General features: G+C 53.9%; 22 protein-coding genes. 21 read left to right on the top strand and 1 reads right to left on the bottom strand.

What is annotated here, in order from left to right:
- The first annotated feature begins 5 nt into the window (after window positions 1–5).
- The 21 genes from rplE to NBE99_RS13485 all read left to right on the top strand — a co-directional run bounded on the left by rplE (window position 6) and on the right by NBE99_RS13485 (window position 11,906).
- On the top strand, window positions 6–551 hold the full coding sequence (rplE, locus tag NBE99_RS10340; RefSeq protein ID WP_250681994.1) for a 50S ribosomal protein L5: 546 nt from the start codon (window positions 6–8) through the stop codon (window positions 549–551).
- 29 nt (window positions 552–580) lie between these two features.
- Window positions 581–982: a 30S ribosomal protein S8 gene (gene rpsH / locus NBE99_RS10335; RefSeq protein WP_149817898.1), complete on the top strand. Its 402-nt coding sequence runs from the start codon at window positions 581–583 to the stop codon at window positions 980–982.
- Between the two features lie 18 nt (window positions 983–1,000).
- Window positions 1,001–1,564, top strand: coding sequence for a 50S ribosomal protein L6 (gene rplF, locus NBE99_RS10330; RefSeq protein WP_250681993.1), 564 nt, complete (start codon window positions 1,001–1,003; stop codon window positions 1,562–1,564).
- On the top strand, window positions 1,565–1,927 hold the full coding sequence (rplR, locus tag NBE99_RS10325; protein ID WP_250681992.1) for a 50S ribosomal protein L18: 363 nt from the start codon (window positions 1,565–1,567) through the stop codon (window positions 1,925–1,927). It abuts the gene before it with no gap.
- An 11-nt stretch (window positions 1,928–1,938) separates the two neighbouring features.
- Complete coding sequence (rpsE, locus tag NBE99_RS10320; protein ID WP_011055952.1) at window positions 1,939–2,463, top strand: 30S ribosomal protein S5; 525 nt, start codon at window positions 1,939–1,941, stop codon at window positions 2,461–2,463.
- Window positions 2,464–2,476: 13 nt separating this feature from the next.
- On the top strand, window positions 2,477–2,941 hold the full coding sequence (gene rplO, locus NBE99_RS10315; RefSeq protein WP_250681991.1) for a 50S ribosomal protein L15: 465 nt from the start codon (window positions 2,477–2,479) through the stop codon (window positions 2,939–2,941).
- Window positions 2,942–2,953: 12 nt separating this feature from the next.
- Window positions 2,954–4,264, top strand: coding sequence for a preprotein translocase subunit SecY (gene secY / locus NBE99_RS10310; RefSeq protein WP_250681990.1), 1,311 nt, complete (start codon window positions 2,954–2,956; stop codon window positions 4,262–4,264).
- Entirely contained in the window at window positions 4,264–4,851 is a 588-nt protein-coding gene (locus NBE99_RS10305) for an adenylate kinase (protein WP_250681989.1), read from the top strand. Before secY ends, NBE99_RS10305 begins: the two co-directional genes overlap by 1 nt.
- Window positions 4,844–5,068 (top strand): translation initiation factor IF-1, encoded by a 225-nt coding sequence (gene infA, locus NBE99_RS10300; RefSeq protein WP_011055956.1) that lies wholly within the window; start codon window positions 4,844–4,846, stop codon window positions 5,066–5,068. Before NBE99_RS10305 ends, infA begins: the two co-directional genes overlap by 8 nt.
- Window positions 5,069–5,128: 60 nt before the next feature.
- A complete protein-coding gene (rpmJ, locus tag NBE99_RS10295; protein ID WP_011055957.1) occupies window positions 5,129–5,242 on the top strand; it encodes a 50S ribosomal protein L36 in 114 nt (37 codons plus the stop codon).
- A 33-nt stretch (window positions 5,243–5,275) separates the two neighbouring features.
- Window positions 5,276–5,656 carry a 30S ribosomal protein S13 gene (rpsM, locus tag NBE99_RS10290; RefSeq protein ID WP_024125578.1) on the top strand — a complete coding sequence of 127 codons (381 nt, stop codon included), beginning with the start codon at window positions 5,276–5,278 and terminating at the stop codon, window positions 5,654–5,656.
- A 27-nt stretch (window positions 5,657–5,683) separates the two neighbouring features.
- The gene (gene rpsK / locus NBE99_RS10285; protein ID WP_011055959.1) at window positions 5,684–6,076 is read left to right on the top strand and encodes a 30S ribosomal protein S11; all 393 of its coding nucleotides are present in this window, start codon (window positions 5,684–5,686) and stop codon (window positions 6,074–6,076) included.
- 29 nt (window positions 6,077–6,105) lie between these two features.
- Complete coding sequence (locus NBE99_RS10280; RefSeq protein WP_250681988.1) at window positions 6,106–7,071, top strand: DNA-directed RNA polymerase subunit alpha; 966 nt, start codon at window positions 6,106–6,108, stop codon at window positions 7,069–7,071.
- A gap of 22 nt (window positions 7,072–7,093) precedes the next feature.
- On the top strand, window positions 7,094–7,444 hold the full coding sequence (rplQ, locus tag NBE99_RS10275) for a 50S ribosomal protein L17 (protein WP_250681987.1): 351 nt from the start codon (window positions 7,094–7,096) through the stop codon (window positions 7,442–7,444).
- Between the two features lie 6 nt (window positions 7,445–7,450).
- On the top strand, window positions 7,451–8,305 hold the full coding sequence (gene truA / locus NBE99_RS10270; protein WP_250681986.1) for a tRNA pseudouridine(38-40) synthase TruA: 855 nt from the start codon (window positions 7,451–7,453) through the stop codon (window positions 8,303–8,305).
- 16 nt (window positions 8,306–8,321) lie between these two features.
- Entirely contained in the window at window positions 8,322–8,780 is a 459-nt protein-coding gene (rplM, locus tag NBE99_RS10265) for a 50S ribosomal protein L13 (protein WP_250681985.1), read from the top strand.
- 2 nt (window positions 8,781–8,782) lie between these two features.
- A complete protein-coding gene (rpsI, locus tag NBE99_RS10260; protein WP_250681984.1) occupies window positions 8,783–9,196 on the top strand; it encodes a 30S ribosomal protein S9 in 414 nt (137 codons plus the stop codon).
- A 39-nt stretch (window positions 9,197–9,235) separates the two neighbouring features.
- Entirely contained in the window at window positions 9,236–9,511 is a 276-nt protein-coding gene (gene rpmE / locus NBE99_RS10255) for a 50S ribosomal protein L31 (RefSeq protein ID WP_250681983.1), read from the top strand.
- A gap of 9 nt (window positions 9,512–9,520) precedes the next feature.
- Entirely contained in the window at window positions 9,521–10,546 is a 1,026-nt protein-coding gene (locus NBE99_RS10250; RefSeq protein ID WP_250681982.1) for an agmatine deiminase family protein, read from the top strand.
- Window positions 10,543–11,400 (top strand): N-carbamoylputrescine amidase, encoded by an 858-nt coding sequence (gene aguB / locus NBE99_RS10245; RefSeq protein ID WP_250681981.1) that lies wholly within the window; start codon window positions 10,543–10,545, stop codon window positions 11,398–11,400. Before NBE99_RS10250 ends, aguB begins: the two co-directional genes overlap by 4 nt.
- A gap of 245 nt (window positions 11,401–11,645) precedes the next feature.
- Window positions 11,646–11,906 carry a spore coat protein U domain-containing protein gene (locus tag NBE99_RS13485; RefSeq protein WP_399371074.1) on the top strand — a complete coding sequence of 87 codons (261 nt, stop codon included), beginning with the start codon at window positions 11,646–11,648 and terminating at the stop codon, window positions 11,904–11,906.
- Here the strand turns inward: NBE99_RS13485 and NBE99_RS10240 are convergent.
- The gene (locus NBE99_RS10240) at window positions 11,903–12,274 is read right to left on the bottom strand and encodes a ferredoxin-thioredoxin reductase catalytic domain-containing protein (protein ID WP_250681980.1); all 372 of its coding nucleotides are present in this window, start codon (window positions 12,272–12,274) and stop codon (window positions 11,903–11,905) included. The genes NBE99_RS13485 and NBE99_RS10240 overlap by 4 nt on opposite strands.
- Window positions 12,275–12,315: the final 41 nt, after the last annotated feature.

The raw sequence follows: 12,315 nt of genomic DNA, 5'->3' as shown, positions 1-12,315 counted from the left end.
GCCCCATGTCCCAACGCCTCAAAGATCACTACAACAAAACCGTTGTGCCGCAGCTCATGCAGCAATTCCAGTACAAAAACATTCACCAAGTGCCCAAGATTGTCAAAATAACTGTCAACCGGGGTCTCGGTGAAGCGGCGCAAAACGCCAAAGCCCTTGAAGCCACACTGGCAGAAATTGCCACGATTACAGGCCAAAAGCCCGTAGTCACCCGTGCCAAGAAGGCGATCGCTGGCTTCAAAATTCGCAAAGGCATGCCCGTGGGGGTTGCAGTGACACTGCGTTCCGATCGCATGTATGCCTTTTTGGATCGCTTGATTAACTTGGCACTGCCACGAATTCGTGACTTTCGCGGTGTCAACCCCAAAAGCTTTGATGGCCGGGGCAACTACACCCTAGGTTTGCGCGAGCAACTGATTTTCCCCGAAGTCAACTACGACGATATTGATCAAATTCGCGGCATGGATGTCTCAATCATCACCACTGCCAATACTGATGAAGAAGGACGCGCCCTGCTCAAAGCAATGGGCATGCCGTTCCGTGAGAACTAACGCCGGAGGCAGATTTTTAAGGAGCAACTATGGCAGTAAATGACACGATTGGCGATATGCTAACTCGCATCCGCAACGCAAACCTTGCGCGTCATCAAACCACCACAATTCCGGCCACGCGCATGACCCGCAGTATTGCGCAGGTACTGAAAGCGGAAGGGTTTATTCGCGATTTTGAAGAGCAAGGGGACGGCATCAAACGGCATCTTGTGGTTTCCCTAAAATATCGCGGCAAGCAGCGCCAGCCGATTATTACTGCGCTCAAGCGGGTGAGCAAACCCGGTCTGCGCGTCTATGCCAATTCCCGTGAGTTGCCCCGGGTGCTCGGTGGCATCGGCATTGCCATCATCTCCACCTCTAGCGGTATCATGACCGATCGCGAGGCACGGAAGCAGGGCATTGGCGGCGAAGTACTCTGTTACGTTTGGTAAGCTCGGAGGAAGTCCCACATGTCTCGTATTGGCAAGCGTCCCATCCCCCTGCCAAAAAATGTCACCCTCACCCTAGAGGGGCAGCAGGTCACAGTCAAAGGCCCCAAGGGTCAACTCAGTCGCGTTTTTCCGCCTGAGGTGAAGGTTGCCCAAGAGGGCGAAACCATTGTTGTCAAACGCCGCGATGACTCTCGACCCGCCAAAGAACGCCACGGCCTCTGCCGTACGCTACTGGCCAACATGGTGGAAGGCGTCTCCCAAGGGTTTACGAAAAAGCTGGAGATCCAAGGGGTTGGTTACCGCGCCCAACTCCAAGGCAAAAACCTTGTCCTCAGCATGGGCTACAGCCACCCCGTTGAGATTGTGCCACCCGAGGGCATTACCCTAGAAATTGAGGACAACCAAGGTAAAAAAGTGCAGCAGGGCACGATTGTCCTTGTCAGTGGCATTGATAAAGAACTGGTCGGCAACACCTCTGCCCGTATTCGCGCCGTACGTCCCCCTGAACCCTACAAGGGCAAGGGCATTCGCTATATGGGTGAATTGGTGCGTCGTAAAGTTGGTAAGACAGGGAAGAAATAGATGAAGCAAACTCGTACTGCGGCTCGCCAAAGTCGGCATCAGCGCATTCGCCGCAAAGTCAAAGGTACCAGCGATCGCCCCCGCCTCGCTGTCTTTCGCTCCCATCAGCACATCTATGCCCAGGTAATTGATGACACCCAGCACCATACCCTCGTGGCTGCTTCGAGTGTTGAGCCAGAACTACGGCAAAAGCTGGGGGATGGCAGCACCTGTGCCGCCTCTATCGAAGTGGGGCGACTGATTGCAGAGCGTGCCAAAGCCGCTGGCATTGAGCGCGTTGTCTTTGATCGCGGTGGCAATATCTACCATGGTCGTGTCAAGGCCTTGGCGGATGCCGCCCGTGAAGCTGGACTAGACTTTTAGAGGATGACCCGATGGCAAATCGTCGTAAAAACCCCCGCAAAGTTGAAAAAGAAACCGACTGGCAAGAGCGGGTCGTCCAGATCCGCCGCGTCTCCAAAGTGGTCAAAGGCGGTAAGAAACTGAGCTTCCGCGCCATTGTTGTTGTTGGCAACGAGCGTGGCCAAGTGGGTGTGGGTGTCGGTAAAGCTGCCGATGTCATTGGTGCAGTGCGCAAAGGTGTCGCCGATGGCAAAAAGCACCTTATTGATGTTCCGATTACCAAATCCAACTCTATTCCCCACCCCACTTTTGGTGAAGGTGGTGCTGCCCGCGTCATGATTCGCCCTGCTGCACCCGGAACGGGGGTCATTGCCGGTGGCTCTGTGCGCACCGTTCTGGAACTGGCAGGGGTACGCAACGTGCTGGCCAAACAACTGGGCTCCAGCAACCCCCTCAACAATGCCCGCGCCGCCCTCGAAGCCCTTGCGGCTTTGCGCACCTTCCAAGAAGTTGCCGAGGAGCGGGAAATCCCCATTGAAAACCTCTATAGCAAATAGTTAGGAGTTGTCCATGCGGTTTCCAGATCTGCACCCCCAAGCAGGATCGCGACGGCGTAAACGGCGGATTGGTCGAGGCATTGCCGCAGGTCAAGGGGCAAGCGGTGGCTTTGGTATGCGCGGGCAAAAATCCCGTTCTGGTCGCCCCACCCGTCCCGGCTTTGAAGGCGGTCAAAACCCCCTTTACCGTCGTCTCCCCAAACTCAAGCACTTTCCCCTCGTCAACCGGAAGGTTTACACTACGATCAACGTGGGTCGTCTCAATACCCTACCCGCCAATAGCGTAGTGACGGTTGAGTCTCTCCTTGAGGCTGGCATTCTCACCACCGCCAAATATCCCCTCAAAGTGCTGGGGGATGGTGAGCTAAACGTCAAGCTAGAGGTTCATGCTGCTGCTTTTAGTGGCAGTGCCCGCAGCAAGATTGAAGCCGCTGGTGGGGTATGTGTGGAGACCTCCGTTGCTGCCGACAGTGAATAGAGGAACCCCAATATGATTGTGAATCGCGGCAAGGCACCCACTGCCCAAGAAACGTTTATGCAGATGGCTCAAGCGGCTGGCCTGCGGGGGCGACTCCTGATCACCATTGGGCTACTCATCTTGGTACGGCTTGGGATCTATCTACCCATTCCGGGGATCGATCGCGCCGTTTTTGCCCAGAGCGTCCAAGATAATGCCGTGATTCGCTTCCTCGACATCTTTTCAGGCGGTGGCCTCTCTGCCCTCGGGATTTTTGCCCTTGGTATCCTGCCTTATATTAACGCCTCCATCATCATGCAATTGCTGACTGCCGCTCTCCCCTCCTTGGAGCGGTTACAAAAGGATGAGGGGGAAGCCGGCCGCCGCAAAATTTCCCAAATTACTCGTTACGTCGCTGTGGGCTGGGCGGTTCTGCAAAGTTTTGGCATTGCCATTTTTGTGAGTTCAATTCCCGGTGCGGCATTGCATCCCGGCGCGTGGTTTGTCGCTGAAATTGTCCTTGGTTTGACCGCTGGCTCAATCGTGGTGATGTGGATTTCCGAATTGATTACTGAGCGGGGTGTGGGTAATGGTGCCTCCCTGCTAATCTTTTTGAGCATTGTTGCCTACTTACCCTCCTCCGTCGGTCAAACGATCGCCCTTGCGGAAAGTGGTGGCAATATTGGCGGCATCGTTATTCTGGTGGCCGTCTTTTTGGCCATGATTGTCGGCATCGTCTTTGTGCAAGAGGGTACCCGCCGCATCCCCATCGTTTCGGCACGTCGCCAAGTGGGGCGCAAACTCTACCGCGAGCAAACCAGTTACCTGCCCCTGCGCTTAAACCAAGGGGGGGTGATGCCGATTATTTTTGCCTCAGCAGTACTGATTCTGCCTTCGACCTTGGCGCAGTTTACCCGTAACGAACTCGTGGCACGATTTGCGAGCTATGTTTCGCCGGCAGGGCCTACCCCATGGTTGTATGTCATTTTCTACTTGCTTTTGATTCTCTTCTTTAGCTACTTTTACTCCTCCTTGATCGTCAATCCGGTGGATATGTCCCAGAACCTCAAGAAAATGGGCGCCAGTATTCCAGGAATTCGACCCGGGAAAGCCACCTCCGACTACCTAGAGCGGGTTCTCAATCGTTTGACCTTTCTTGGAGCGATCTTTTTGGGTCTGGTGGCGATTATTCCGACGGCAGTCGAAAGTGCAACCAAAGTAACAACATTCCAAGGGCTGGGGGCGACCTCCCTGTTGATCTTGGTGGGGGTGGCCATTGACACCTCAAAACAAATTCAAACCTATGTGATTTCACAACGTTATGAGGGGATGGTGAAGCAGTAATGCGCTTAATTTTGTTTGGCGGCCCTGGTTCGGGCAAAGGGACACAGGCAGCAATTCTGACCACGCTCTTGGGGATTCCCCATATTTCCACAGGAGATATTCTGCGGGCAGAGCGAGCTGCGGGCACCCCCCTCGGTCAACAGGCTCAAAGCTACATGGATCGCGGTGAACTGGTACCGAATCAGGTGATTGTGGATATGGTGGCCAATCGCTTGCAACAGCCAGATACCGCTGCGGGTTGGCTTTTGGACGGCTTCCCCCGCAATGTGGCACAAGCAGCAGTCTTTGAGGAGATGCTCAAAAGCATTCACCAAGACTATGATTACTTGCTCTTCTTAGATGTGCCTGCTGCGATTCTCCAAGAACGCGCCCTCAATCGCGCCAAGCAAGCTGCCAATGGTCAGCAGCGCTCCGATGATACCCCTGAAACCATCCTCAAGCGGGTACAGGTCTATGAGCGGGAAACCCTACCGATGATTCAACAGTACATGAGTCATCCCAAGTTTGTGCACATTAATGGAACACGTACGATTGAAGAGGTAACTGCTGCCATTCAAGCACGTATTGGGGAGGTGAACCGTGTCTAAACAGGATGCCATTGAAATTGAAGGAACAGTGACCGAGTCATTGCCCAACGCCATGTTTCGGGTGGATCTGGACAATGGCTTTAATGTCCTTGCCCATATTTCCGGTAAGATTCGCCGCAACTACATCAAAATTTTGCCGGGCGATCGCGTGAAGGTGGAATTGACCCCCTATGACCTGACCAAGGGGCGCATTACCTATCGCCTGCGCAAAAAGTAGTTTGATCTTTGTTGGCTACTCTGCTAAAATATAAAATTTGCGACTACATGAGCACCTGATATGAAAGTAAGAGCATCGGTACGGCGTATTTGTGAAAAATGCCGCGTCATTCGGCGACGTGGTCGGGTCATGGTGATTTGCACCAATCCGAAGCACAAGCAGCGCCAAGGGTAACCCACTGTTGTTGCACACATAGGAACTAGATTCATGGCTCGTATTGCTGGTGTTGATTTACCCCGCGACAAACGCATTGAAATTGCCCTCACCTACATTTATGGCATTGGCTTGACCCGCTCCAAAGAAATTTTGGCAAAAACGGGTGTTAACCCAGATACACGCACCCGCGATTTGACGGATGCCGATATTGCGGCACTGCGGGCTGCTATTGACGAGTACCAAGTGGAAGGGGATCTCCGCCGCCTCGAGGCCATGAATATCAAGCGGCTCATGGACATTGGTTGCTACCGGGGGCGTCGGCATCGCCTTGGATTGCCGGTTCGTGGTCAGCGCACCCGTACCAATGCTCGCACCCGTCGTGGTGGTCGCCGCACTGTGGCTGGTAAGAAAAAACCCGCTGCCAAGAAATAAGTTTTTCCTTCACGGTTTGGATAGATTATGGCACCCTCTGCAAAACGCTCTGGCCCTCGTAAGCAAAAGCGCAATGTCCCCAGTGGCGTTGCCCACATTCAGTCCACATTTAATAACACGATTGTCTCAATTACCGACCCCAATGGTGAGGTGATTGCTTGGGCCTCTGCTGGCTCCAGTGGTTTCAAAGGTGCCAAAAAAGGCACACCCTTTGCAGCCCAAACTGCTGCTGATAATGCGGCTCGCCGTGCCATTGATCAGGGAATGCGGCAAATTGAGGTAATGGTGAGTGGTCCCGGCTCCGGTCGCGAGACAGCGATTCGGGCGTTGCAAGCCGCAGGCCTAGAAATTACCCTCATTCGGGATGTGACCCCCATTCCCCACAATGGTTGCCGTCCCCCCAAGCGGCGACGGGTTTAGGTTGGTTTGGGTCACTTGGGAGCACAGCTATGGCATATCAAATTGAATGTTTGGAAACACGGGTTGAGGAGGATCAGGGGCAGTACGGCCAATTTGCGCTGCACCCCCTCGCCCCCGGTCAAGGGATTACGGTGGGGAATGCCCTGCGGCGGGTTCTCCTTTCCAACTTACCCGGTAGTGCCGTGACAGCGGTGCGCATTGCCGGCGTGAATCATGAGTTTTCAACGATTCCCGGTGTGCGCGAAGATGTCATGGACATTCTGCTGCAAATGAAGCAGCTGGTGATTCGCAGCCACACTTCAGAACCCCACATGGGTCGCCTTTTTGCCCAAGCCCCTGAGAATGAGCCATTGACGGTCACCGCTGGTATGGTGCAACTTGGCTCTGAAGTGGAGGTGGTCAACCCCAACCACTATATTGCCACGCTGATGCCGGGGGCAACCTTGGAAATGGAATTCAAGATTGAACAGGATCGCGGCTATCGCTCAGTGGAGCGGGTACGGGACGATCGCCTTGCTTTGGACTATCTCCAGTTGGATGCGGTTTTCATGCCCGTGCGACGGGTGAACTATACCGTTGATTCGGTGCGCAGTACGGGTGCAGAGGGCGATCGCCAGCTCCAAGACTATCTAAAGCTGGAAATCTGGACGAATGGGAGTTTGACCCCCCAAGATGCCCTCAATCAGGCAGCAACGATTCTCGTTGATCTCTTTAGCCCCTTGAAGGAAGTGCCCCTGCACACATCTGAGGCCACCACCACCGATGAGCATGACGAAACGGGACAGATTCCCATTGAGCAACTCAATTTGTCGGTGCGTGCCTACAACTGTCTCAAGCGTGCCCAAGTGAATACGGTTGCTGACCTCCTTGAGTATTCCCAAGAAGAGCTACTGGAGATCAAAAACTTCGGTCAAAAGTCTGCCGAAGAAGTGATCGAAGCTCTGCAAAAGCATTTGGGAATTACCCTGCCTCCCCAAAAAACTGCCCGTAACTAGAGAGATTGAATGAGGTTTGTCTATGCGTCACCAACGTCGGGTTCCCCAGCTCGGACTGCCAGCCGATCAACGAAAAGCACTGCTGCGGGCATTGACCACTGAATTGATTCGTCACGGCCGCATTACCACCACCAAAGCGCGGGCAAAGGCGGTACGCGCAGAGGCGGAGCGGATGATCACATTGGCAAAGGATGGCTCCTTGGCAGCACGTCGTCGTGCCCTCGGCTATCTTTACGACAAGCAACTGGTGCATGCCCTGTTTGCTCAAGCGCGAGAGCGCTATGGCGATCGCAAGGGTGGCTATACCCGCATTATCCGCAGTGTACGGCGGCGAGGGGACAATGCTGAACTGGCTGTGATTGAACTTGTGTAGCAGGCAATGATGACGGCGATCGCACCTCCCCAAACGGGGCAACGCTTGGCACTACTCATTCAGTACCAAGGCACCCATTTCCACGGCTGGCAACGGCAAGTGGGACAACGCACGGTACAGGAGGTGATTGAGCAGGCGATCGCCAGCGTTGTCAATCATCCCGTCTCTGTTGTCGCAGCAGGTCGCACCGATACAGGGGTTCATGCAGCGGGTCAAGTGGCACACGTTACAGTCAACTCCCCCATTCCCGTTCATCGTTGGCCGGGGATTCTCAATGCTCGCTTGCCCGCCGATGTGGTGATTCGTGCGGCGGCGGTGGTGCCCGATCACTGGCATGCCCGTTTCTCGGCGCTGTGGCGTCGCTATCGCTATACCCTCTATACCGATCCCTGCCCAAATATTTTTCTGCGTCCCTGGACATGGCACTACTACTATGCCCCCTTGGATGTGGAGAAAATGGCAGCGGTTCTCAAGCCCCTTGTGGGGCGACATCACTTGAGTGCCTTTCACCGTTCTGGCTCCAATCGTGCCCATTCTTGGGTGGAGGTGCAGGCGGTGAGCTGCCAGCGGCGGGGTGCCCTTGTGGAAATTGAGGTGCAAGCTTCGGGGTTTCTCTACGGTATGATGCGCCTGTTGGTGGGACTCTTGGTACAGGTGGGGCAAGGCCAGCGATCGCCCGCCAGTTTTACGGAAATTTGGCAGCGGGAGCAACGCCACCTCGTCAAGTATGCTGCCCCCCCTACCGGTCTTTGTCTGTTGGGGGTGGGTTATCCTGAATCGCCTTTCCCCCTTGCCCTGTGCACCGAGGCGATGCCTCAGTTTCAGTTAGCCTCCATTACCCCTGAATTGTCCATTGCATAGAACCATGGAGTTTGTAATGACCAGTACCGTAAAGACACCACTGCCCGCCGTGGATGACCTTGCTCCCCAGTGGTATGTCATTGATGCCGCTGATCAACGGTTGGGTCGGCTAGCCGCAGAAATTGCCCGCATTCTCAGGGGCAAAAACAAAGCCATTTACACCCCCCACATGGACACGGGTGACTTTGTGATTGTGATCAACGCCGAGAAAGTCACCGTTACCGGTAAAAAACGCTCCCAAAAACTCTACCGTCGTCACTCCGGACGCCCAGGGGGGATGAAAGTTGAAACGTTTGAACAACTGCAAGCCCGCATTCCTGAGCGGATTATTGAGCACGCCGTCAAAGGGATGCTGCCGAAAAATTCCCTTGGCCGCAAACTCTTTACCAAGCTGAAAGTTTATGCTGGGCCAGAGCATCCCCACCAAGCGCAAAAACCCCAGCCTTTGACCATTAACACGATTCCGGGAGCCTAACGATGCAGATTGCTGATCAGTCTAAGCGGGTAGTTTACTTGGGAACTGGTCGCCGCAAGTCGGCGGTGGCACGGGTACGCCTGATCCCTGGCAGCGGTCAATTGTTGATCAATGGCCGCAACGGGGCTGATTACCTGCAAAACAACCCCATCTATCTCAACTTAGTGAAAGCACCCCTTGAAACCCTTGGCCTTGAAAGTAGCTACGATATTTATGTCAATGCTACGGGGGGTGGTCTGACAGGGCAAGCGGATGCCATTCGTTTAGGGATTGCTCGTGCCCTGTGTCAACTGGACATCGAAAACCGTAAGCCGTTGAAAACGGAAGGCTACCTCACCCGCGATCCCCGTGCCAAGGAGCGGCGTAAGTACGGTCTGCGCAAAGCCCGCAAAGCCCCCCAATACTCAAAACGCTAAGATTTTCGTTTTTTACTTCTCGTTTGTGGTGAGACTTCTATGCCAAAACCGAACATTCATCCCCAGTGGTATCCCGAAGCCAAGGTCTATTGTGATGGTGAAGTGGTTATGACCGTCGGTTCCACGAAACCGGAACTGCACGTGGACATCTGGTCAGGCAACCACCCCTTCTTCACGGGTACTCAGAAAATTGTTGATGCTGAGGGGCGGGTGGAACGCTTCCGCCGTAAATACAGCGGTGCTAAGCCCCAGCAAACCGCTAAAGGGAAAAAAACCGCCGCTAAACCTGCACCCAAGACTAACAAAAAGGGCTAATCGCTCTTCATGTTCCCGTTTTTTCAGCCCGCTGAGTGGCTGCTCCATCGCGCCTGTTGGTTAGCTTTCCCTAGTCACGAGGATTTGTGGGGAGAACTATTACCGCAGGTGCGTTTAGAATTTGCTGCCCTATGTCGGGCGATCGCTGACCCTGATCCAATCACTGGACAGTGCCGGGGAGAGCAACTAAAAATTCTGGTGCTAGATGAGGCGGGAGAAGCAACAGCGCGTTCTTACCTAGGGGATCTCAATCCACAGTTTTATCAACTGGCCTTCGGCGATATTTGGCTGCGGGATACAGCACCTGTAAGCTTAATCAATGCAGCAGGGGAGCGGCGACTCCTCTGTTTGCCTTTTAATGGTTGGGGCAAAAAGTATCAACTTCCCGGCGACAGTGACTTGGCCGTGCGCCTAGCCATGATCATGGGGGTTCCCCATGGTGCTGTGCCCTTATTTCTTGAGGGGGGGGCGATCGAAGTAGATGGCGAAGGAACTTGCTTGACGACCCAGCAGTGCCTCCTCAACCCCAACCGTAATCCCTACCTAGACATTGAAGAAGTCGAATCTCGCCTCAAACCCGCTCTTGGTGTGAGCAAAATCCTCTGGATTGAATCGGGATTAGTCAATGATCACACCGATGGTCACATTGATACGTTGGTGCGTTTTGTTGCCCCTGCAACGGTGGTCTGCATGTTACCCGAAAGCCCTGAGGATCCAAACTATGAGGTCTTGGTTGCTATCTATGAGCAGTTGCAAACACTGACAGATGCCAAGGGGCGCTCCTTAGAGGTGATCCCAGTGCCTTCGCCGGGGCGGGTGACGAGTCAAGAGGGGGAGATTTTGCCCGCTAGCTATGTCAATTTTTATATCGCCAATACCACCGTTGTCGTCCCCACCTATGGTGTCGAAGCGGATGCCAAAGCGGTTGAGGCGATCGCCAAGCTCTTTCCCAGTCGCAGAACCATCGGCCTCCCCGCACGCACGATTCTAGAGGGGGGAGGCGCCTTCCATTGCATTACTCAGCAGGAACTATGAGAACCATTACTGTTGCTGCCATTCAGGCTCAATTGACCGATGACGTTGAAACCAATATTCTGCACCTCAGTGATTTGGTGCGGCAGGCGCATCAGCAGGGCGCCCAAGTGATTGTCCTGCCAGAACTCTTTGAGGGACACTATTTTTGCAAGGAAGAGCGGGAGATTCACTTTCAGCGGGCACACCCTGTGAAAAAGCATCCGACGATCGCCCACTTTGAAGCTTTGGCGGGGGAACTGGAGGTAGTGATTCCAGTGTCCTTTTTTGAAAAGGCGGGCACCGTCTATTACAACAGTGTGGCCATGATTGATGCGGGGGGAGTCAACCTCGGTGTCTATCGCAAAAGCCATATTCCCGATGGTCCCGGCTATGAGGAGAAGTTTTACTTCCGACCGGGGAATACAGGCTTTCGGGTCTGGCGTACTCGCTACGGCAAAATCGGCGTCGGCATCTGCTGGGATCAGTGGTTTCCAGAGGCTGCACGGGTGATGACCCTTATGGGTGCGGAAGTGCTGGTGTATCCCACGGCCATTGGCAGTGAACCCCATGATCCCACATTGGATACCAAAGACCCCTGGCAGCGGGTGATGATTGGCCATGCAGTAGCAAATGTGATTCCGGTGGTGGCAGCGAACCGTGTGGGTGATGAGGGGGGGCAAGTATTTTATGGCAGTTCATTTATTGCCAATCCAAGGGGAGATCTGGTGGCCGAGGCTGATCGCTCCCAAGAAGCAGTGCTGGTTCATAAATTTGATTTAGAGGAAATTGAACGCCTACGGGCGGCCTATGGCTTTTTTCGCGATCGCCGACCCGGACTCTACAAAGCTCTATTGACTGCGGATGGTGTTATCTAACCTATAGCTCAATTATCATTGGCGTAGGTTGTTCTTAAATACTTGTGAGTGGTGCAGCCACATTTCAGTATCCTGCTCGCGATCGCCAGTAGTTTTGCTCTCTCAACAGTTGCTTTTGCAAACTGCACAATTAACAGCGTGACGGGTCTCAGCTTTGGCAACTACAGCATCTCTAGTCCCTCTGCTAACAATGCCACAGGTCTTATCTTCGTCTGTAGGAATGTCCAAGGCGCAATTACGATTCGATTCGCCTGAGCACTGGCAATGCCAGTCGTTTTACCCCCCGGCAAACAACCTCAGGAAGAGGTCGCCTTGATTACAATCTCTACATTGATGCCGCTCGCACCCAAATCTGGGGGGATGGTACTGGCGGGAGCACTTTGCGAACCTTAGTGCCTGTGAATAATGCCCCTACAATCCTCAGCATTTTTGACCGCATTCCCCCTCGACAGTTCGTTCCTGCGGGCATCTACAGTGACACGATTGTGGTTACGCTGGAATACTAGGACACGGTGAAGCGATTAGTTTCCTCGCGGATTTGCTCGAATGTAATCTCCTGAGCAGTGCCGGCAAAGGGATGATCAGGTGTTAAAAAGAGGAGGCAGTGACACTCGCGCCGCTCCCGCATCGGCACGCAAGGGCAGTTCCAGTAGGCCGCCTCCACCTCTGCTTCTTTATCCTCATAGTGGCGACAGGGACACAAGGGGGAGCCATAATCATCTTTGTGCTTGGCTAATCCCTCTAGAACCACCGCTGTTGTCCCCAAGTCTGAGCAAAAATAGGTACCCGTGCGCTTGGCATAGGTTTCCGCAAACTTGCGCATGGCTTCAAGATTTTTATCAGAGGCCTGTTGGGGTTTGTAGGTGCGACTCATGGCAAAATTTGCGACACGAAACTTCTTTCAGTGTAGCGGAA

It is taken from the genome of Thermosynechococcus sp. HN-54, assembly GCF_023650955.1.
Taxonomy (GTDB): domain Bacteria; phylum Cyanobacteriota; class Cyanobacteriia; order Thermosynechococcales; family Thermosynechococcaceae; genus Thermosynechococcus.
Note: the sequence above shows the minus strand (reverse complement) of the source record. Positions and strands in the feature narration are given on the sequence as shown.

Bases quoted from the DNA above. Each gene is read 5' to 3' on its own strand.
- rplE (WP_250681994.1), top strand. From the start codon at position 6: ATGTCCCAACGCCTCAAAGATCACTACAACAAAACCGTTGTGCCGCAG.
- rpsH (WP_149817898.1), top strand. From the start codon at position 581: ATGGCAGTAAATGACACGATTGGCGATATGCTAACTCGCATCCGCAAC.
- rplF (WP_250681993.1), top strand. From the start codon at position 1,001: ATGTCTCGTATTGGCAAGCGTCCCATCCCCCTGCCAAAAAATGTCACC.
- rplR (WP_250681992.1), top strand. From the start codon at position 1,565: ATGAAGCAAACTCGTACTGCGGCTCGCCAAAGTCGGCATCAGCGCATT.
- rpsE (WP_011055952.1), top strand. From the start codon at position 1,939: ATGGCAAATCGTCGTAAAAACCCCCGCAAAGTTGAAAAAGAAACCGAC.
- rplO (WP_250681991.1), top strand. From the start codon at position 2,477: ATGCGGTTTCCAGATCTGCACCCCCAAGCAGGATCGCGACGGCGTAAA.
- secY (WP_250681990.1), top strand. From the start codon at position 2,954: ATGATTGTGAATCGCGGCAAGGCACCCACTGCCCAAGAAACGTTTATG.
- NBE99_RS10305 (WP_250681989.1), top strand. From the start codon at position 4,264: ATGCGCTTAATTTTGTTTGGCGGCCCTGGTTCGGGCAAAGGGACACAG.
- rpmJ (WP_011055957.1), top strand. From the start codon at position 5,129: ATGAAAGTAAGAGCATCGGTACGGCGTATTTGTGAAAAATGCCGCGTC.
- rpsM (WP_024125578.1), top strand. From the start codon at position 5,276: ATGGCTCGTATTGCTGGTGTTGATTTACCCCGCGACAAACGCATTGAA.
- rpsK (WP_011055959.1), top strand. From the start codon at position 5,684: ATGGCACCCTCTGCAAAACGCTCTGGCCCTCGTAAGCAAAAGCGCAAT.
- NBE99_RS10280 (WP_250681988.1), top strand. From the start codon at position 6,106: ATGGCATATCAAATTGAATGTTTGGAAACACGGGTTGAGGAGGATCAG.
- rplQ (WP_250681987.1), top strand. From the start codon at position 7,094: ATGCGTCACCAACGTCGGGTTCCCCAGCTCGGACTGCCAGCCGATCAA.
- truA (WP_250681986.1), top strand. From the start codon at position 7,451: ATGATGACGGCGATCGCACCTCCCCAAACGGGGCAACGCTTGGCACTA.
- rplM (WP_250681985.1), top strand. From the start codon at position 8,322: ATGACCAGTACCGTAAAGACACCACTGCCCGCCGTGGATGACCTTGCT.
- rpsI (WP_250681984.1), top strand. From the start codon at position 8,783: ATGCAGATTGCTGATCAGTCTAAGCGGGTAGTTTACTTGGGAACTGGT.
- rpmE (WP_250681983.1), top strand. From the start codon at position 9,236: ATGCCAAAACCGAACATTCATCCCCAGTGGTATCCCGAAGCCAAGGTC.
- NBE99_RS10250 (WP_250681982.1), top strand. From the start codon at position 9,521: ATGTTCCCGTTTTTTCAGCCCGCTGAGTGGCTGCTCCATCGCGCCTGT.
- aguB (WP_250681981.1), top strand. From the start codon at position 10,543: ATGAGAACCATTACTGTTGCTGCCATTCAGGCTCAATTGACCGATGAC.
- NBE99_RS10240 (WP_250681980.1), bottom strand. From the start codon at position 12,274: ATGAGTCGCACCTACAAACCCCAACAGGCCTCTGATAAAAATCTTGAA.